Annotated in this window: 12 protein-coding genes, 1 tRNA gene and 1 pseudogene; 8 read left to right on the top strand and 6 right to left on the bottom strand. The window is 65.6% G+C overall.

The genetic code is table 11. From position 1 onward, the window contains the following. The first annotated feature begins 109 nt into the window (after positions 1-109). Together FHT09_RS14160 and FHT09_RS14155 are read left to right on the top strand one after the other, a co-directional pair. Positions 110-196 (top strand) — tRNA-Leu (locus FHT09_RS14160). Between the two features lie 203 nt (positions 197-399). Then, complete coding sequence (locus FHT09_RS14155) at positions 400-1,272, top strand: DUF2884 family protein (RefSeq protein ID WP_104538089.1); 873 nt, start codon at positions 400-402, stop codon at positions 1,270-1,272. A 21-nt stretch (positions 1,273-1,293) separates the two neighbouring features. Here FHT09_RS14155 and FHT09_RS14150 read toward each other — a convergent pair whose 3' ends face one another. From FHT09_RS14150 to FHT09_RS14130, 5 genes and pseudogenes are all read right to left on the bottom strand, one after another. Then, the gene (locus tag FHT09_RS14150) at positions 1,294-2,859 is read right to left on the bottom strand and encodes a serine hydrolase domain-containing protein (protein WP_258077180.1); all 1,566 of its coding nucleotides are present in this window, start codon (positions 2,857-2,859) and stop codon (positions 1,294-1,296) included. Positions 2,860-3,318: 459 nt separating this feature from the next. Continuing rightward, entirely contained in the window at positions 3,319-4,899 is a 1,581-nt protein-coding gene (locus tag FHT09_RS14145; RefSeq protein ID WP_104605219.1) for a DHA2 family efflux MFS transporter permease subunit, read from the bottom strand. Positions 4,900-4,905: 6 nt separating this feature from the next. Beyond that, on the bottom strand, positions 4,906-6,099 hold the full coding sequence (locus FHT09_RS14140) for an efflux RND transporter periplasmic adaptor subunit (RefSeq protein WP_104605217.1): 1,194 nt from the start codon (positions 6,097-6,099) through the stop codon (positions 4,906-4,908). 10 nt (positions 6,100-6,109) lie between these two features. Beyond that, positions 6,110-7,596 (bottom strand): annotated as a pseudogene (locus tag FHT09_RS14135) (efflux transporter outer membrane subunit). Between the two features lie 23 nt (positions 7,597-7,619). Continuing rightward, positions 7,620-8,060, bottom strand: coding sequence for a MarR family transcriptional regulator (locus tag FHT09_RS14130; protein WP_104538095.1), 441 nt, complete (start codon positions 8,058-8,060; stop codon positions 7,620-7,622). Positions 8,061-8,183: 123 nt separating this feature from the next. Here FHT09_RS14130 and FHT09_RS14125 point away from each other — a divergent pair, with 123 nt between their 5' ends. The 3 genes from FHT09_RS14125 (at position 8,184) to FHT09_RS14115 (ending at position 12,474) form a co-directional block, all read left to right on the top strand. Continuing rightward, on the top strand, positions 8,184-9,035 hold the full coding sequence (locus FHT09_RS14125; RefSeq protein ID WP_104605215.1) for a helix-turn-helix transcriptional regulator: 852 nt from the start codon (positions 8,184-8,186) through the stop codon (positions 9,033-9,035). Between the two features lie 60 nt (positions 9,036-9,095). Beyond that, positions 9,096-11,339, top strand: coding sequence for a DNA topoisomerase IV subunit A (gene parC / locus FHT09_RS14120; protein WP_104605213.1), 2,244 nt, complete (start codon positions 9,096-9,098; stop codon positions 11,337-11,339). Positions 11,340-11,817: 478 nt separating this feature from the next. Beyond that, on the top strand, positions 11,818-12,474 hold the full coding sequence (locus FHT09_RS14115) for a thiopurine S-methyltransferase (protein WP_104605550.1): 657 nt from the start codon (positions 11,818-11,820) through the stop codon (positions 12,472-12,474). A gap of 276 nt (positions 12,475-12,750) precedes the next feature. Here FHT09_RS14115 and bfr read toward each other — a convergent pair whose 3' ends face one another. After that, positions 12,751-13,236, bottom strand: coding sequence for a bacterioferritin (gene bfr / locus FHT09_RS14110; RefSeq protein WP_146096445.1), 486 nt, complete (start codon positions 13,234-13,236; stop codon positions 12,751-12,753). A gap of 146 nt (positions 13,237-13,382) precedes the next feature. Between bfr and FHT09_RS14105 the strand changes: the two genes are divergently transcribed. From FHT09_RS14105 to hpaM, 3 genes are all read left to right on the top strand, one after another. Continuing rightward, on the top strand, positions 13,383-15,794 hold the full coding sequence (locus FHT09_RS14105) for a penicillin acylase family protein (RefSeq protein WP_104605548.1): 2,412 nt from the start codon (positions 13,383-13,385) through the stop codon (positions 15,792-15,794). Positions 15,795-15,947: 153 nt separating this feature from the next. Continuing rightward, positions 15,948-18,092 (top strand): TonB-dependent receptor, encoded by a 2,145-nt coding sequence (locus tag FHT09_RS14100; protein ID WP_104606302.1) that lies wholly within the window; start codon positions 15,948-15,950, stop codon positions 18,090-18,092. Between the two features lie 240 nt (positions 18,093-18,332). Further along, on the top strand, positions 18,333-19,382 hold the full coding sequence (gene hpaM / locus FHT09_RS14095; protein WP_104538101.1) for a type III secretion-associated outer membrane-bound protein HpaM: 1,050 nt from the start codon (positions 18,333-18,335) through the stop codon (positions 19,380-19,382). Positions 19,383-19,412: the final 30 nt, after the last annotated feature.

Here is a 19,412-nt window from a genome sequence, read left to right as displayed (position 1 = left end):
CCGCCACGCCGTCTTCTCACGTCGCCGGCAAGCACCGGCCACCACGAAAAATTTGTGCCGGATGCGTTGACAGCGTCGCGCGCAACTTGCACAATTCGCCTCCTGAGTCGCCCAGGTGGCGGAATTGGTAGACGCACTAGCTTCAGGTGCTAGCGGGGGCAACTTCGTGGAGGTTCGAGTCCTCTCCTGGGCACCACGACTCACGGTAGATCGTAAAAAACCCCGCTCAGGCGGGGTTTTTTGCGTCTGGGCCATACGATTGCACGATGGTGTGCGGCATCGGTGATGTCTGCAGATCGGCAGCGTTGCCAGGATGCGGCGCCGGTGACTTTCGACACGCGACCAGCTATTGCTGCTGTGGCGACCCTGCGCAACGCCTCCACGACGGCAGCAGGCCCCATGCGCATCCTCCTCTGGCTTGCCCTGCTTCCGGCCGTTGTCAGTCCGCATGCACGGGCACAGCAGACCAACAAACACGATGCCCCGTACCATCGCGCGCAGGTGTCTTCGCAGCAATGCGGTCTCGGCACGCCGTTCAATGTGCTCGCCGACAGCGGCGGCATCTGGCTTTATCGCGACAGCGGTTGGCCACGCGAAATTTTCTTCCACGGCGGCGAACTGAGCATCGACCACAAGCTGCAGCAGACCAGCACGGCCGATGCACGACGCCTCTGGGAGATGGAACAACGCACCCGCGCATTGATGCCGCAGGTTGCCGGCATTGCCTATCAGGTGATCGACCTCAGTTACGACGCGCTCGGCGGTGTCATCGAGGTCATGACAGGCAGTGCGCTCAACGCCCGCAAGATCGAACGGCTGCGCAAACGCGCACGCGCGTATGTCGACGGCACCCTGGGCAAGGGGCGTTGGGAGCAGAAGGCCTTCGACGGCAACTTCGCAAATTACGTCGAACACGAAGCCGAGCAATTCAAGGGCAGCATCGCGCGCCACATGCTCTGGCAGATCGTCACCGGGCGTTCGGACGGAATCGACAAACGCGCCCAACAGATGGAGGGCCAACTGGATGCAAGGCAGGATACCCAGGCGTCCACCATCGAGGCCAGTGCCAATGCGCTGTGCACCCAGGTGCAAGCACTGCGTCAGTTAGAGGACGCGCTCGAGTTCCGTTACCAGGGCAAGCGGCTGCAACTGCTCGCACCCCTGCAGGACGACACGCCGCGCCATGACACCGAACGGGCTGAACCGAAGCCCGACAGCGGCGATGCGCCACCGAACCGGGCAGTCAAGCTGCAACCAGCAACAAACAGCTGAGACCTCACGCCCTCGGTCGGATCATTGTTCCTCGGGCGGGGCGGCCATGCCCTTGATGCTCTGCCGGATGGTGCTCGAACGGGCGAGATCTCCGCTTGCCTCATACGCCTCGGCAAGGCTGTCCAGCGCATTGCGGGACGCCGGAAACAGCAACACATTGAGCGCGAACACACGAATCGCCGCATCTGCGCCGAGATTGGACAGAACGGTGTAGCCAGTCGCGTTGACCACAGCCTCGAGTTGATGGAGGGGGATGCTCCCGTCGACACGCAGTGCATCGGCCAACAACTGCGTGTCGTGATCGACAGGCGACTGCAGCGCGAAGGCGATGAGCTTCTCCGACAAGGCTTCGGCGGGAAACGTCTGTGGCGCGATGGTGGCCATGATGCTGTCGACCAGCACCCGGGACCACACCCCGCGCGTGCTGCCATTGGTCAGGTAAACGATGGTGTAGCTATCGCCATCCAGGGCATCGGCGAACAGCAGGCGCACCCTCACCCGCGCGCCGCCATCATGACCGACGTGCCGATAGGCACCACTTGCGCCAACCTCCCAGCCGCTGGCAAACCAGCCGCGCTGCCCGTTGGTCAGCAGCTGCGGTTGCCAGAGCTGCCGCAGGGCTGGCTTGCCGACCAACTTTCCATCTCGCATCGCTTCGATGAACGTCGCCAGATCGTCGATGCTGGCGTACAGCTCGGCATGCCCGAGGGCGTAATCGGGCCAAGCGATCTCCGGCTCTTTCTGTAGTTTTCCGTCCTTGCCAACGTAGGCACTGACGACTGCATCAGCCGGCAATCGCGAGCGTCCGAGAAAGGTATGCGCCAGCTTCAACGGCTCGAGGATCCGCTCGGACACGATCTGCGAATACGGCTTGCGGTAATGCGTCTGGAGCAGTTGCGACAGCACCAGATAGTTGGTGTTGATGTAGCGCGTGTTGCTACCGGGTGGAAAGAGCAATGGTTGACTGCCCAGCGCTGCAAAGACAGCGTGCGCAGTTGCAGGAAATGAGGCGTTTGCCTCCGGCGCGCCGCTCATCTGCGCCTCGGTGAAATACTCGGGCAACCCGGAGGTATGGTTGAGCAGCTGACGCACCGTGATCTTGCTCCAGCGCCGCGGCAGATCTGGAAGGTAGACCCGAGCGGGTCGGTCCAGACCGATCTGCCCGGCCTCGACCAACTGCATGATCAAGGTGCTCACCAGCAACTTGCTCACCGAAAACATAGGAAATATCTGCTCAGGCATCACCGGCTGCTGACTGTCGAGGTCGGCAAGTCCATCGCCACCGCGAAACAGCACCTTGCCATTGTGGGAGACGTACGCAGCCTGCCCTACGATGCCGTAGCGCTGCCGATTGAGCTGCATCTGCTGTGTCACCTTGTCGATCGATTCATCGGCCAAGGCGATCAACGGCAACCACAGCGACAGAAGAAGCACAGTCTGCAGCAGACGCCCAATTGCCGGCGCTGCATGCGGTAACTCACGATGACGCTGGGCCTCTTGATTCAGCGTGAGCCGGCCTTGGCGCTGCATCGTATGCATGAGGCAGAAGGACTGCGGTAAACCGGTCGTTGAAGGCGTCACTGCCATTGAACTGCTCCCACTTGGAGAGCGTCAGTCTAGAGCGTGTTGACAGGCACAGCACGATTGTTAGAGCGACTCACAAACCGTAGCGAGCACCCGACTGGTGGGGGGTGAGCGCAGGGGTTTTGTCAGCTGCCTTTTTTGGATGCAGTCAGAAGCCCACGTCAAATACTGCGCCGGTCAAGGCTGCAGCGCCCTCACCGCTCCAAACGGTTTGCTGGTTGCTTTGCAAAGCGCTACGCACACCGACCATCTCGACTGGCTCTTGCCCGCCTACCGTCGCGGGACCTTACGCGGCATGGATGCCGCGTAAGAGCCTACAAGGACGTACTTGCGGCGTGTCCCGCGATGGTGGGCGGGCAAGGGCCCTGCAGCCAAGTCGCAGATCATCCGCTCTGCACTAGACCGGCATGAAGTCGTTGTCTTAGCCGATGTTAGAGCGGCCAAGCGCCTTGTCACCCGCGCTCAATGCCCACCGGCCGCCGCCGCACCGCCGGCACCTGCACCGAACGGTGGTTTGGCCAGCCATAGGAAGAAGATGATCGCCAGGAACGTCCAGCCGAGCAGGTAGAAGATGTCGTTGAAGCCCATCTGCGAGGCCTGGTGATTGATCATGTTGTTGAGCGATGCCGCGCCGTGTTGCAGGTCGCCCTGCCCCATTGCGGTCACCTGCTCCTGCATGCCCGGGGTGTACACCGAGATGTGTTCGGTGATGTGCGCGTGGTGCACCTGGGTGCGGCGTGCCCACAGATAGGTGGTCAGCGATGCGGCAAAGCTGCCGCCCAGGGTGCGCAGGAAGGTGGCCAGGCCGGAACCTGCCGCGATCTCGCGACCGTCCAGGTCAGAGAGCAGGATCTGCAGCACCGGCATGAAGAACAAGGCCACACCCACGCCCATCACCAGCTGCACGGTGGCCACATGGCTGAAGTCCACCTGCAGGTTGAAGTTGGAGCGCAGGAAGCTGGTGAACGACAGGAAGATGAAGGCGACGGTGGCGAGCATGCGCAGGTCGAAACGCAGCGCGTACTTGCCCACGAATGGTGTCATCAGCACTGGCAGAATACCGATCGGCGCGGTGGCAAGGCCGGCCCAGATCGCGGTGTAGCCCATGTCGCGTTGCAGCCATTGCGGGATCAGCAGGCTCACGCTGAAAAACGCCGCATAGGCCACCACCATCGCCAGCGTGCCGGCGCGGAAGTTGCGATGCCGGAACAGCTTGAGATCGACGATGGGATCCTTGTCGGTGAGTTCCCAGATCACGAACACCACCAGCGCCACTGCAGCGACGCAGGCCAGCACCACGATCTTGTCGGAGGAGAACCAGTCCTCGTCGTTGCCCAGGTCCAGCACCAGTTGCAGCGCGCCCACGCCGACCACCAGCAGGATCAGGCCGATGTAGTCCATGCGCGGCTTTTCCAGCTGCTCGGGGCGATGGCGCAACTGCGAGCCGACGATGCTGCTGGCGATGATGCCCAGCGGCACGTTGATCAGGAAGATCCATTCCCAGCTGTAGTTGTCGGTGATCCAGCCACCCAGGATCGGGCCGGCGATCGGTGCCACCACCGTGATCATCGCCAACAAGGCGAGTGCCTGCCCGCGTTTTTCGCGTGGGTAGATCGACACCAGCAGGCTCTGGGTGATCGGGTACATCGGCCCGGCAACGAACCCCTGCAGCGCGCGCGACACCACCAGCATGCCCATGCTCTGGGCCAGGCCGCACAGCAACGAGGCCACGGTAAAAGCCAGCGTCGACCACACGAACAACTTGGTCTCGCCGAAGCGGCGGCTCAGCCAGCCGGTCAGCGGCAGGGCGATCGCAGTGCTGACCGCGAACGAGGTGATGACCCAGGTGGCCTGCTGCGAACTGGCGCCGAGATTGCCGGCGATGGTCGGCAACGAGACGTTGGCGATGGTGGTGTCCAGCACCTGCATAAACGAGGCCATCGCCAGGCCCACGGTGCACAGCGCCACGCTCGCCGGACGAAAGCCGGTGGCGGGCGCAGGTGCCGAGGGACCGCCTGGCGCGACGGGAGCTTGCGAAGACATGCTGGCTCAGCCCGCCTTGGACGCAGCCTGCGCAGGCAGGTTGTCCTGGATGATGCGTTGGATATCCGCGTCGGCGGCCTGCAACTGCTGCGCATACACGTCGGTGGAGAACACCGCACCATTGGCGAACTTGGTCGGCAACACGCTGCCCTGCTGGTCGTGCAGGTTGACATCGACCTTCATCGACAAACCGATGCGCAGCGGATTGCCGGCCAGTTGCTTGGCATCCACCGCAATGCGCACCGGCACGCGCTGGACGATCTTGATCCAGTTGCCGCTGGCGTTTTGCGCCGGCAACAGCGAGAACGCGCTGCCGGTGCCCAGGCCCAGGCTTTCGATGCGGCCGGTGTAGTTCACGCCGCCGCCGTACAGATCCGAATGCAGTTCCACTTCCTGGCCCAGGCGCATGTGCTTGAGCTGGGTTTCCTTGAAGTTGGCTTCCACCCACACCTGCTCCAGCGGCACCACCGCCATCAGAACGCTGCCGGGCTGTACACGCTGGCCCAGCTGCGCCGAACGACGCGCCACGTAACCGGACACCGGTGCAATCACCCCGGTGCGGGCGTGGTTGAGATAGGCCTGACGCAGCTGCGCGGCGGCCGTCTGCACGTCCGGCTGATTGGCCACCGCACTGTCGTCCACCAGGGCGCGGTTGCGTTCGAAGCTCTCGCGCGAACCGCTCACCGCCGCTTCGGCAGCGGCCAGTTCCTCACGGGCATGCGCCAGTTCTTCGTTGGAGATCGCGCCGCTGGCGGCCAGATCCCTGCGCCGTGCGAAATCGGCACGTGCGCTGCGCAAGCTCACCTCGCGCGAGGACAGTTCGGCCTGCGCGCCTTCCACGCTGCGGTACAGACCACGCACCTGACGCACGGTCTTGGCCAGATTGGCTTCGGCCTGCTGCAACGCGACCGCGGTGTCGGCCGGGTCCAGCTGCGCCAGCAACTGGCCGCGCTCCACGCGCATGCCGTCTTCGGCGCCGATGCTGACCACGGTGCCGCCCACCATCGGGGTGATCTGCACCTGGTTGCCCTGCACATACGCGTCGTCGGTGTCCTCATGCCAGCGGCCGACCAGGAAGTACCACACCACAAGACCGATGATCGCCAGGATCACCGCAATGGCCACGATGCGCAGCGCCGCACGGCGCCTGCTGGGCACGGCCGGCGCAGGGGGGGAAGAAGTTGGAGTCGTCTGGCTCATCGTCGCTGTCTCAGGAATTCGGTTGTGCGGAAGTGGTCGCGGCGTGTGCGGTATCGCGCGCAGGTTCCGGCGTGAATCCGCCGCCCAAGGCACGCTGCAACCTCACCGAGGCCAACAATTGTTGCGATTGCAGGCTGGCCATGCGCTGGCGTGCGAGCAGCAATTGCTCCTGCACGCTGAGCACTTCCAGATAGCTGCCGATACCGGCGCGGTAGCGCTGCTGCGCGAGCTCGAAGGCGGCAGTCACGGTCTGCACGGCGTTGTCCTGCGCGCGTGCACGCTGCTCCAGCGAACGCACGGCGTTGACCTGGTCGGCCACCTCGCGCAGGGCGTCGAGTACCTTCTGGTTGTAGTCGGCCACCGCCAGGTCGTACTGCGCATCGCTGCCGGCCAGATTGGCGCGCAGCTTGCCGCCATCGAAGATCGGCAGGCTCAGCGCCGGCGCAACCACGCCAAATACCGAGGCGCTTTCCAGCAACTGGCCGACATCGCGATTCACCACACCGCCCAGCGCAGTAATGTTGAAGCTGGGGTAGAAGCGGGTCTTGGCGGCGGCGATGTCCTGATCGGAGGCTTCCACGCGCCAGCGCGCGGCGACCACATCGGGGCGGCGACCCAGCAGTCGGCTGGCAGGTTGCTCGGCAACTGCGTGGCCATTGCCGCGCTCAGCGTCGGGCGTGCGATCTCCAGCCCGCGATCCGGCCCCTGCCCGGCCAGCGCGGCCAGGGCGTTGCGCGCCTCGTCGATCTGCTGCTGCACGGACTGCAGCTGCTGCTGCGCCGACGGTACACGGGCCTGCGCCTGGCGCACCTGCAGATCGCTGTCGATGCCGGCGCCGCGGCGTTGCCGGGTGAGCTCCAGAGTCTTCTGCACGCGGGTCAGCTCATCGTTGGCCACGTCGTGCAGGCGCCATGCGTAGTCGAGCTGCGCATAAGCTTCGGCGATCGCCGCCGACAGGTTCAGGCGTGCCGCCTGTGCGTCCACATCGGCCGCATGCGCCTGGTCCACCGCCGCTTCCCAGGCGGCGCGCTTGCCGCCCCACAGGTCCACGCCATAGCGGAAGTCCAGCACCAGTTGGCCGTTGCCGCCGAACTTGCCGCCGCGCTCCTCGCCCACCATCGATTCGGGCAATTGCACGCCCGCATAGCCGCCGGACATCGACAGGCTGGGGCCGCGATCGGCCTGCGCGCTACCGATGCGCGCCTGCGCCTGACGCAGGCGCGCATCGGCCGCCGCCAGGCTGGGACTGCGCTGCAGCCCTTCGGCAATCAGCGTATTCAATTGCGCATCGCCCAGGGCGCGCCACCAATCGCTGGTCGGCCAGGCGGCCGTGCTCAGGGTGGCCTGGGCGAGGGTGCGCTCGGCATGCAGCGCGGCCGGCTCCAGCACGGTGCCGTGCGGGGCAAGCCCCCGGCTGCTGGCGCAGGCGGCCAGCGCCAGCGTCAGTGCAGTGAGGACGAGCGGCCGCGCAAGCTGCGCGGACCGCAGGCGCAGCATCTGGATCGGGGAACTAGCAGCGTTCATGAGTTGAGTGCATCGCGGACACGGATGAGGAGAGAGGTGAGTTGTTCGCGCTCTGGCGGAGACAGATCGCGCAGGCCATGCTCGATGGCGCGTTCGCCACGCAGCTTCAGGCGCTCCCACAGCGCCACGCCCTGGTCGGTCATGACGATCTGCAGCGCGCGCCGGTCCTGCGCATGCGGCTCGCGTCGCACCGCGCCAAACGCTTCGAGCTTGTCGAGCAGGCGGGTGACCGCGCTCGGGGTCTGGTCCAGCGCCAGCGCCAGTTCGTTGGCCGTGCAGGGCGAACGCACCGCCAGAATCTTCAGACCGACATAGTGGCTGAAGCCGAAGTCCGGCAGCTCGCCCTTCATTTCGGCCTCGAGCTGCCGCATCAGCGCATCGCGCACCTGACGCAACAGCAGGCCAAACGATGGCGAGGCGGAGGAGAGGTCATTCATGGCAGGCCATTTTCTTCCGAAAAATATATTTGTCAACGCAAATATTTCTAACGGGATTAAACCGCCAGCAAGGATCGCTACCTTACGTGCCTGCGCCACTGGCCTGGTAATACAATTGCGCCAATGACTGTCGAAAACCCGCCAACCACGGTCGATGCATTGCCACCCGGCGTGCGGGACAGCTTCGAATGGGCCGATGGACCGGAGGTGATCGCATTCCTGGCCGACCTGCGCGCGGTATGGGCGCCGGAGACCGTTCGGCATGCGCATGTCCGCGGGCAGCTGATGTATGTGGAACACGGCGTGCTGACGGTTCACACCGAACAGGGAACCCTGTCGCTACCGCCGGGCTGCGCCGGCTGGATGCCGCCCGGGCAGCAGCACACGGTGGAGCTGGCCGGGCCGCTGCGCGGCTGGGGTGTGGTGGTCCGGCCGGACGCCTGTGCTGCGCTGCCTGCGCAAGGCGGGGTGATCCGCCTGACCGGGCTCGCCCGCGAGGCGATCATGCGCGCAGCCGACTGGCCGCCGGGTCAGCCGCTGGACCCCACCCGGCAACGCCTGGCCGCGGTACTGCTGGACGAACTGCACCAGGTGCAGATCGACCACCTGCACCTGCCGATGCCGGCCGACCGGCGGCTGCTGCGCATCGCCCGGCAGTTGCTCGATACCCCGGCCGACCCGCGCCCGCTGGACGCCTGGGCCGACTGGGGCGGGCTGTCGGCGCGCAGCCTGAGCCGGCATTTCCGCAGCGAGACCGGGCTGAGTTTCGCGCAATGGCGGCAGCAGGCGCGGCTGGCGGAGGCGCTGCGGCGGCTCAGCCAGGGCAGCCCGGTCGCCCGGGTCGCCGACCAGCTCGGATACAACAGCCCCAGCGCCTTCGTCAGCGTGTTCCACCGCCATTTCGGCGCTCCACCCACGCGGTATCTGGCCGTTGCGCATGCGCGCGGCTTGGCATCCCCGGCCGCATCCGGATAATCGGCGCTCTTCGAGCGCGCGCCACGGCGCGGGCTCCTCTTTCGTAGGACCTGGCTTTACATGACCGATTTGACCCGCCCCACCTTCCACGGCTTCGAGCAGCTGCCGCTGCGCGAGTACGCCGAACGCGCCTATCTCGACTATTCGATGTACGTGGTGCTCGACCGCGCCCTGCCGTTCCTGGGTGATGGCCTGAAGCCGGTGCAGCGGCGCATCATCTTCGCGATGAGCGAGCTGGGCCTGAATGCCGCTGCCAAGCCGAAAAAATCCGCGCGCACCGTGGGCGATGTAATCGGTAAATACCACCCGCACGGCGACAGCGCCTGCTACGAAGCGCTGGTGCTGATGGCGCAGCCGTTCTCCTACCGTTACCCGCTGATCGAGGGCCAGGGCAACTTCGGCTCCACCGACGACCCCAAGTCGTTCGCGGCGATGCGCTACACCGAATCCAAGCTGACCCCGATCGCCGAGGTGCTGCTGGGCGAAATCGGCCAGGGCACCACCGATTGGGCGCCCAACTTCGACGGCACCCTGGAAGAGCCGACCTGGCTGCCGGCGCGCCTGCCGCATCTGCTGCTCAATGGCACCACAGGCATCGCGGTGGGCATGGCCACCGACGTACCGCCGCACAACCTCAACGAGATCGTCAGCGCGCTGCTGCGCCTGCTCGACAACCCCGATGCCACGGTCGCCGAGCTGTGCGAACACGTGCTCGGCCCGGACTACCCGACCACCGCCGAGATCATCACCCCGGTGGCCGATCTGCGCGCGATCTACGAGACCGGTCACGGCAGCGTGCGTGCGCGCGCCACCTACAAAAAAGAACACGCCAACATCGTCATCGACGCGTTGCCGTACCAGGTCTCGCCGTCCAAGGTGATCGAGCAGATCGCCCAGCAGATGCGCGCCAAGAAGCTGCCGTGGCTGGAAGACATTCGCGACGAGTCCGACCACACCAGCCCGGTGCGGGTGGTGCTGGTGCCGCGCTCCAACCGCGTCGATGCCGAGCAGCTGATGGGCCACCTGTTCGTCACCACCGACCTTGAGCGCAGCTACCGCGTCAATCTCAACGTGATCGGCCTAGACGGCCGCCCGCAGGTGAAGAACCTGCGCCAGTTGCTGAGCGAGTGGCTGACCTTCCGCAGCGACACCGTCACCCGTCGCCTCAACCATCGCCTGCAGAAGGTCGAGCGCCGCCTGCACCTGTTGGAAGGGTTGTTGATCGCCTTCCTCAACCTGGACGAAGTGATCCGCATCGTCCGCAGCGAGGACGAACCCAAGCCGGTGTTGATCGCGCGCTTCGAACTCAGCGAAGAGCAGGCCGAATACATCCTGGAAACCAAGCTGCGCCAGCTGGCACGCCTGGAAGAAATGAAGATCCGCGGCGAGCAGGAAGCACTGGCCAAGGAACGCGCGCAGTTGATGGCGATCCTGGAAAGCAAGGCCAAGCTGAAGAAGCTGATCAAGGACGAACTGACCGCCGACGCCAAGAAGTTCGGCGACGCACGCCGCTCGCCGCTGGTACAGCGTGGCGCGGCGCAGGCGATCGACGAAACCGAGATGGTCGCCAGCGAACCGATGACCGTGGTGCTGTCGGAAAAGGGCTGGGTACGCGCGGCCAAGGGCCATGAGGTCGACCCGGCCGGCATGTCCTACCGCGAAGGCGACAGCCTGCTGGCGGCGGTGCGCAGCCGCAGCACGCATCAGGTGGCGTTCCTGGATTCGGAAGGGCGCGCCTATTCGACCGCGGTGCACACCCTGCCCTCGGCACGCGGCAATGGCGAACCGTTGACCGGACGTTTCTCGCCGGCCTCGGGCGCGGCGTTCCAGGTCATGGCCAGCGCCGACAACGCCACCCGCTTCGTGCTGGCGTCCTCGCACGGCTACGGCTTCGTCACCCGCTTCGAAAACCTCACCGGCCGCAACAAGGCCGGCAAGGCGATGCTCAACCTGACCACCGGCGCACATGTGCTGACGCCTGCGCAGGTGATCAATCCGCAGAGCGACCGCATCGTCGCCGTCACCAGTGCCGGCAATCTGCTGGCGGTGACCGCCAGCGACGTGCCCGAGCTGGACAAGGGCAAAGGCAACAAGATCATCGACATCCCCAAGGCCAAGCTCGGCACCGAGCGTGTGGTCGCGGTGGTGGCGGTGGCACCAGGCAACACGCTGCTGGTGCGCAGCGGCGCACGCACCATGAGCCTGTCGTTCAAGGATTTGGATCCCTATGTGGGCGCGCGCGCGAGTCGCGGGGCGTTGTTGCCGCGAGGGTGGCAGAAGGTGGACGGGTTGGAAGTGCAGTAACGGCTGTTCACCCAAGCGCCGCGCGGCGGCGCGTTGGCCGTGCGGTTGTGAGCGACCCACCAAATCCGCCAGCTGGACGCTGCCGGCTTTAGGGCATCCCGCCCTCGGCCAGCTTGGCTTGCAACGGCGAGGCTACGCTGAAGCGCAAGCTCTGCATTGCCTTGAGAGGTATCGAACGGTGCGGATGCGTCGGTTGTAGAGCGAGAGATCTGCGGATTTGCTGCAGGGCCCTAGTCCGCCCACCATCACAGGACACGCCGCAAGTACGTCCGTGTAGGCGCTTACGCGGCATCCATGCCGCGTAAGGTCCCGCGACGGTGGGCGGACAAGGACCGGTCGAGATGTCGGTGTGTGTGGGTGTGCGCAGTGCATGTCGCGCGGCGGTGCGGGGTGGTCTGAGCGGTTCCTTTCGATCTGCAGTGTGAGTGCCATTGGCTGCATCACGTCACTCGTCAACGCAAACCAACAAGACAACATCATGGACACAGATTTCTGGCTGCAGCGTTGGCAGAACGGTCAGACCGGCTTCCATCAGGACCAGGTGATGCCGCTGCTGCAAAAGCACTGGCCGGCGTTGCAGGTGCCGAAGGCTGCCCGCGTGCTGGTGCCGCTGTGCGGCAAGACGCTGGATCTGCACTGGCTGGCCGCACAAGGTCATCGCGTGCTCGGCGTGGAGATATCGCCGCTGGCGGTGGCGCAATTCTTCGCTGATGCCGGCCTGCGACCGCAGCGACACAGCAGCCGCGCGGGCGAGCACTTTATCGCCGGCCCGATCGAGATCATCTGCGGCGACGCGTTTGCACTGGAGCCAAGCGTGCTGGCCGATTGCAGCGCCGTCTACGATCGCGCCGCATTGATCGCCCTGCCTGCCGGCTTGCGCCAACAGTTTCTGCACACCACGTACGCGCGCCTGCCTGCGGGATGCCGCGGGCTGTTGATCACCCTGGAATATCCGCAGGCCGAAAAGGCCGGACCGCCGTTTTCGGTGGACGCCACCGAGATACACAGACTGTTCGACACGCATTGGCAGGTGCAGCAACTGGAACACCGCGACATTCTCGATCAGGAGCCGCGCTTCCGTGCCGACGGTGTCACTGCCCTGTCGACCGGCATCTATCACCTGCAACGCAACTGACCGTCGCGAGCGAACGTTCTCATCGGCGATCGCTGCCGACGCCCCAGTCGGGCGCCGCAGGCGTTGCACAAGCAGCACATCGCGCGCCGATCAGCACCGCGCGGCGTTGCGCCACGCGATGGTTCGCACCACAGCGCAAGGCGCCAGGTAACACCGCCGCAGACCGCCGGCCGCTGATGCAGGCCCCGCAGCAATGACGACGCTCCGCGCGGCACCTGCCGATGGCAAATCTGCGCTGCGCCCGCTCAGCGGCTGCGCAGCATCCAGTCGCCGGGCTCAGCCGGCGACATGGCCCTTGTCGATCTTCGAGGTCTGATACAGCTCCAGACCGATCCGCCTGATCAGGCCGAGCTGCTGCTCCAGCCACCAGGCGTGGTCTTCTTCGGTGTCCTGCAATTGCTTGAGCAGGATGTCGCGGCTGACGTAGTCGCCATGCTCCTCGCACAGCTTCATGCCGGCGGCGAGATTGGCGCGCACTTCGTACTCCACGACCAGATCGCGCTCGAGCATTTCCACCACGGTCTTGCCCGGATCGAACTCGGCCGGCCGCATGTCCGGGTCGCCTTCCAGGAACAGGATGCGCCGCAGCAGCGCGTCGGCGTGCTCGGTCTCCTCTTCCATTTCGTGGTTGATGCGCTCGTACAGCGCCATCAGGCCCTGGTCCTCGTAGCGGCGCGAGTGCAGGAAATACTGGTCGCGTGCCGCCAGTTCGCCGCGCAGCAGCTGTTTGAGGTAGTCGACGACTTCGGGATGGCCTTTCATGATGTGCTCCAGCGACGCAATCGAAGCATGGTGCCCTAAGCCGCGCAGCAATGATCTAATCGGAATCACTTTCAGTTGCGCTTGCGGCCAGACCCGCCACGGTCATGGCCAGCCGCCACACTGTGACCGAACTCAAGGACTCGACAATGCGCAAATGGCTGGGCCGGCTGCTGCTGGCAACCGTGGTGTTGGTCGTGGCGGCCCTGTTGGCCGTGTATCTGTCGATGCGTGGCAGCCTGCCGCAGCTGGACGGCAACAGTACCCTTGATGGGCTGGTGGCACCGGTCAGCGTGCAACGCGACCGGCGTGGCGTGGTCACCATCGATGCGGCCAGCCAGGTCGATGCCATGCGCGCACTCGGCTACGTGCACGCGCAGGAGCGCTACTTCGAGATGGACCTGATGCGCCGCGCACCGGCCGGCGAATTGTCCGAGCTGTTCGGCGCTGCGGCGCTGGATCTGGACAAACGCAATCGCGTGCACCGCCTGCGCGCCCGCGTGCATGCCAGCCTGGATGTCGCCGCCGGCAGCCAGCGCGCGGCGCTGCAGGCCTACACCGAGGGCGTCAATGCAGGGCTGGCCGCCCTGCGCGTGCGTCCGTGGCCGTACCTGTTGCTGCGGCAGACACCGCGCGCGTGGACGCTGGACGACTCCATCCTCACCGGCATGGCGATGTATGCCGACCTGCAGGACAACGACAACCAGACCGAACTGGCGGCCGCACGCATCCGCGCGGTAGTGCCGGCGGCACTGGCGGCATTGCTCGACCATCAGGGCTCCAGCTGGGATGCACCGCTGCTCGGCGCCGCGCAAGGCGACGCCGTGCTGCCCGACGCCGCCGCACTGGATCTGCGCCGCCTGCCGCACCCAGCTGCCGCCGCAGGCGCCGAGCAGCCGACGCCGGGCAGCAACAACTTCGCCGTGGACGGCAGCCTCACCAGCGACGGCCGCGCCATCGTCGCCGACGACATGCACCTGGGCCTGCGCGCGCCCAACATCTGGTTCCGCGCACGCCTGCGTTACCCGGACACCGGCGCGCCCGACGGCAAGGTGGATGTCACCGGCTTCACCCTGCCCGGTTTGCCGGCGGTGGTGGTCGGCAGCAATGGGCATGTGGCCTGGGCCTTTACCAACAGCTATATCGACACCGCCGACTTTGCACGGATCCCGCCGGCCACGCCTGGCCATCCGCAAGTGCTCACCACCCATGTCGAAACGATTCGCGTGGCCGGCGCCGCGCCGGTGCGTTTTGCGGTGCGCGAGAGCGCCTGGGGACCGATCCTGCACGACAACCCCGATGGCAGCCTGCTGGCACTGCGCTGGGCCGCGCAGCTACCCGGCGCGATCCGCCTGGACTTTGCGCAGATGAGCACGGCGGTTGATGTGCACGCCGCCTTTGCCGTAGCGGATCGTTCGGGCATTCCGGCGCAGAATCTGTTGCTGGCCGATCGCAGCGGGCGCATCGCCTGGCGGTTGATCGGCGCGCGCCCGGTACGCAATGCCGGATGCAACCCGAGCGGCATCGCCGAACTGGCGCGCTCGGCGCAGACCGCGCCTTCGGCTGAGATAACGGCAGCATCGGCACCCGCGCCGACCGGCTGCCTGCCCTGGCCGGTGCGCAGCGACGACGCCCCCGCCCTGATCGATCCTCCTTCGCACCGGCTCTGGACCGCCAACAGCCGCGTCGTCGATGCGCAGCAGTTGGCCACGCTCGGCAATGCCGGCTACGACCTGGGCGCGCGTGCGCAGCAGATCCGCAACGACCTGTTCGCCAGGCAGCGCTTCAACGAGCTGGATCTGCTCGCCATCCAGCTCGACGATCGCGCCGTGCTGCTCACGCGGTGGTGGCAGTTGTTGCGCGGCGTGGTCGACCACAGCAAGGACCCGGCCTTGCAGCAGATCGAAGCCGCCACACGGCAGTGGGACGGGCACGCATCCACCAATTCGGCCAGCTATCGCATCGTGCGCGGCTTTCGCGGCATGACCATCGACGCAGTGGAAGCCGGCCTGCTGGCGCCGGCAAAAGCCGCGCTTGGCAAGGACTTCCTGCCGCCGCGTCGCGCGCAACTGGAAGGCATCGTCTGGCCGTTGCTGCAGCAGCGCCCGGCGCATCTGCTGCCACCGGCCTATGCGAGCTGGGATCAGCTGCTTGCCGAGACTGCACGCAATGCGCAGACGGATCTCGCTGCGCAGGACGGCGCCTTGCAGGATAGCCCCTTGAGTGAACGCACCTGGGGCAAACGCAACACCGCCGCCATCTGTCACCCGATCGCGCGGGCATTGCCTGCGCTCGCCAAGCGCTGGCTGTGCATGCCGCCCGACCAACTGCCAGGCGATCGCGACATGCCACGCGTGCAAGGCCCTGCCTTCGGCGCCTCCGAACGCATGGTGGTGTCGCCCGGCCACGAGCAGGACGGCATCGTGCACATGCCGGGCGGCCAGAGCGGGCATCCGTTGTCGCCGTTCTGGGGTGCAGGGCACGACGACTGGGTGCACGGCCGGCCGGCCCCATTTCTGCCGACCGCTACCCGCTACACGCTGCGCCTGCAGCCGAAATAGGCGTGGTCATTGCTGTCTCGCCTGTCGATGCAGGTTTCTGCGTCTGCCTTCTGCAGCTCGCCCCCCCCGCCCCCACACCCGCCCACCGACCTGCCGAATGAAGCGAGCCCAACATGCTAAGATGCACTTGATAACCATTCCCATTAGTGACCAATGCGCCCCACGCTCCTTGTCACCGCGCTCGCCGCTGTCTTGGCTCTGCCCTCGCCCCGCGCCTTCGCCCAACACCACACCAGCGCCCCGGCAACCGTCACCGACCTGGATGGCGTAGACGTGGTCGGCCGTGCGCAGACGCTGTACAAATCCGATGACGCCGCGGTGGCCACACGTACCGATACGCCGTTGTCGCTGGTGCCGCAGTCGGTGCAGGTGCTGCCGCGCGAACTGATCGACGACCAGGCCGCGCGCCAGATCACCGACCTGTATCGCAGCATCAGCGGCATCAGCTTCTTCAGCTATGCCGGCGTCACCCTGCGCGGATTCCGCCAGGAAAATGTGCTGTACGACGGACTGCGCGGCGATCCGTATGCCGGCTTCTCGGTGCCGCAGCTGTTCAATATCGAACGCGTGGAAGTGCTCAAGGGCCCGGCCGGTGCGCTGTACGGCGGCGGCGAACCCGGTGGCGTGATCAATTACGTCACCCGCAAGCCCGGCCATCAGGCCGCGCGTCGGGTGGAGCTGCAGGTGGGCAATCAATCCTTCGGAGCGGCCTCGTTCGAGGCCACCGGGCCGGCACGCGACGACGGACGCATTCGCTACCGCGTTGGCGCCTATGCCGATGGCGAGGATGGCTTTCGCCGCAACACCGATAGCCAGAGCCAGATCGGCGATGCGTCGGTGGCCTTCGACATCGGCCAGACCGGCGAACTCACGCTGCAGTACACCGACATCACCCAGAACCTGGGCGGCAATCGCCTGCGCGGCGTGCCGGTGGACGACGACGGCAACTTCCTCACCGACCGTCGCTGGAACCACAACGAGCCCACCGATTTCCTCGACATGCGCGCCAAGGTGGCGTTCGCGCAGTACCGCTTTGCGCCGTCCGCTGCCTGGGACGTGGACATGGCGATGCGCTGGTTCAAGAACGACGAGCATCAGATCTATCACGAGCCGATGGGCCTGATCGACCGCGATGGCGACGGCACCGCCGAATGGATGACGCGACAGTTGCGCAACCAGTTCCGCGACAACGATGCGGTCTCCAGCAACGTCAACGCGGTGTTCCGCACCCGCATCGGCGCGATCGAGCACAAGCTGCTGATGGGCGCGGACTACTATCGGCTGGATGCGGACTTCCGCGCGCAGACCGCCAACACTGCCGACACCGGCCGCGTGCGCGGGCCGGTGCCGGGTATCGATCTGTTCAACCCGGTGTACGGCCGCAGCGGCTTTTACGACTACGGCCTGGACAGCCTGCCCTGGCGCGCCACCAGTACACGCAGCCAGCGCTACGGCGGCTATCTGCAGGACGAACTCACGCTGACCCCGCGCTGGTTTGCGATGGCCGGACTGCGTTGGGACGGCTTCAAGGACGACAACCGTCTGGACGGCTCGCGCGTCACCGGCAACGATCTCAGCTGGCGTGTGGGCAGCACGTTCGTGCTGCGCGATGGCATCAACGCGTACGCAAGTTATGCCAGCGGCTTTCTGCCGCAGGATGCGGCCAATCAGGACAGCAGCGTCGGCGGGCCGTTCGATCCCGAGCGCAGCACGCAGTGGGAAGTGGGTCTGAAAACCGCGCTCAGCGATGGCGGGCTGACGCTCAACACCGCGCTGTATCGCATCGAACGCAGCAACATCGTGCAGGCCAACGGCCGTGTCGTCGATGGCGTCAACCAGCTCTCCGCGCTCGGTCTGGTACGCAGCGAAGGCCTGGAAGTGGATCTGCTGGCCGACCTCACCGAACGCTGGGTGCTCAACCTGACCTACGCCTACAACGATGCACGCGTGCTCGATGCGGGCACCAACGGCATCACCAATGCGTCCGGCGACCGCTTCGCCAATGCACCGCGCAACACTTTCGGTCTGTGGACACGTTACGACCTGCCGGCCTGGAACTCGGCGATTGCCTTCGGTGCGGACTACGTAGGCGAGCGGCTCAGCCTGGAAGGTCAGCGCGTCAAGCCGTACGCCATCTTCGACATCAGCTGGCAGACGCAGTGGGACGCCTGGAAGCTGCAGGTCAACGTCAAGAACCTGTTCGACCGGGTCTATGCCGTCAGCGGGTTCACCGAGCGCACCGGTCACTTTCCTGGCGAACCGCGCCGCGTCTACGCGCAGCTGGCCTACAGTTTCTAGCGTGGCGAACGGGCGCCTGCCCAGGCCGCGAGCACTGCTCCAACTGTGACGTTGATCGGCCGCAGCGGCCGCCGCACGCACAGTTGTGGCCTCGACCACGGCGGTGCAATGAACCTGCGCCGAATCAGGCCGGCCGGAATCCGCCAGACGTTAACGTCCATTGGGACACACTAGAGGCCGTCGCGATCTGTAACGTGTTTTTACACGATCGCCCTCCTCCCCCCACTGACCGGAATCCGCATGCCTCAGCTTGCCCGCTCCGTTTCCGCCCTGTTGCCCCTGCTCGTTGCCACTGCCTGCTCGGCAGCGCCGCCCGCCAAATCCGGCCCACCGGATGCGCCGGTCGCGGCATGCACCGCCAAAGTGCGCCCTGGGCAGGATCTGCAGAAAACCATCGACAAGCTTCCGCAAAGCGATACGCCTGCGGTGTTGTGCCTGGAAAAGGGTGAATTCCCGCTCAATGGCCTGGTCTCGATCCACCGCGGCAATCTCACTCTTCGCGGCAAAGGCCCGACCACGGTGCTGCGCATGGCCGATGGTGTGCAGCAACCGGCACTGGTGGTCGGCGACTACGAAAATCAGCAGCCGACCGGCGTGATCCGCAATGTCAGCATCGAAGACATGCAGATCGTCGCCAGCACCGGCGACAAGGAATTCATGCCCGAGCGTCCGTACCTGAGCAACAGCGCGGTGGTCGTGCGTTCCGGCCAGGGCATCCGGCTCGCCGGCCTGCAGGTCAACAAGTGCCGCAGCGCCTGCCTGCTGAGCGAGTACGACACGCGCGAGATCACCATCGAAAACAATGATGTTTCGGGCGCGATCTGGGACGGCGTATCGTTCAATCGCACCGCCAAGGTCACCATGGTCAACAACTACATCCACGACAACGTGGCCGCAGGGCTGACCACCGAGCATCTGGAAGACAGCGAGATCCGCAACAACCGCTTCGAGCGCAACGGCAGCCAGGGCATCTATCTTTCCGACGCGCGCCGCAACCGCTTCAGCAACAATCAGTTCGACGGCAACAAGGTCGCCGGTGTCTTCCTGGCTTGCGCCATCCGCTACCGCACCCCGGAAATCCTGTGCTGGGACAACAGCATGAGCCAGGACAACGTGTTCGAGAACAACCGCTTCTCCAATACACCGTTCACCTACACCATCGGTGTGGACCGCGCTGCTAACTGCACTGCGGCCGACTTCAAGCCAAACCTGTGGCGCAACAACCAGGCAGATGTGGCCGGCGTGGATATCGAGCCGCAACGCTACGGATACTGCGTGCGCCACGAGTGATCGCAGCAGCGGCCGGCAGCGCGTGAGCGC

The sequence above is a fragment of the Xanthomonas sp. CFBP 8152 genome, assembly GCF_014199025.1.
GTDB lineage: Bacteria > Pseudomonadota > Gammaproteobacteria > Xanthomonadales > Xanthomonadaceae > Xanthomonas > Xanthomonas arboricola_B.
Note: the sequence above shows the minus strand (reverse complement) of the source record. Positions and strands in the feature narration are given on the sequence as shown.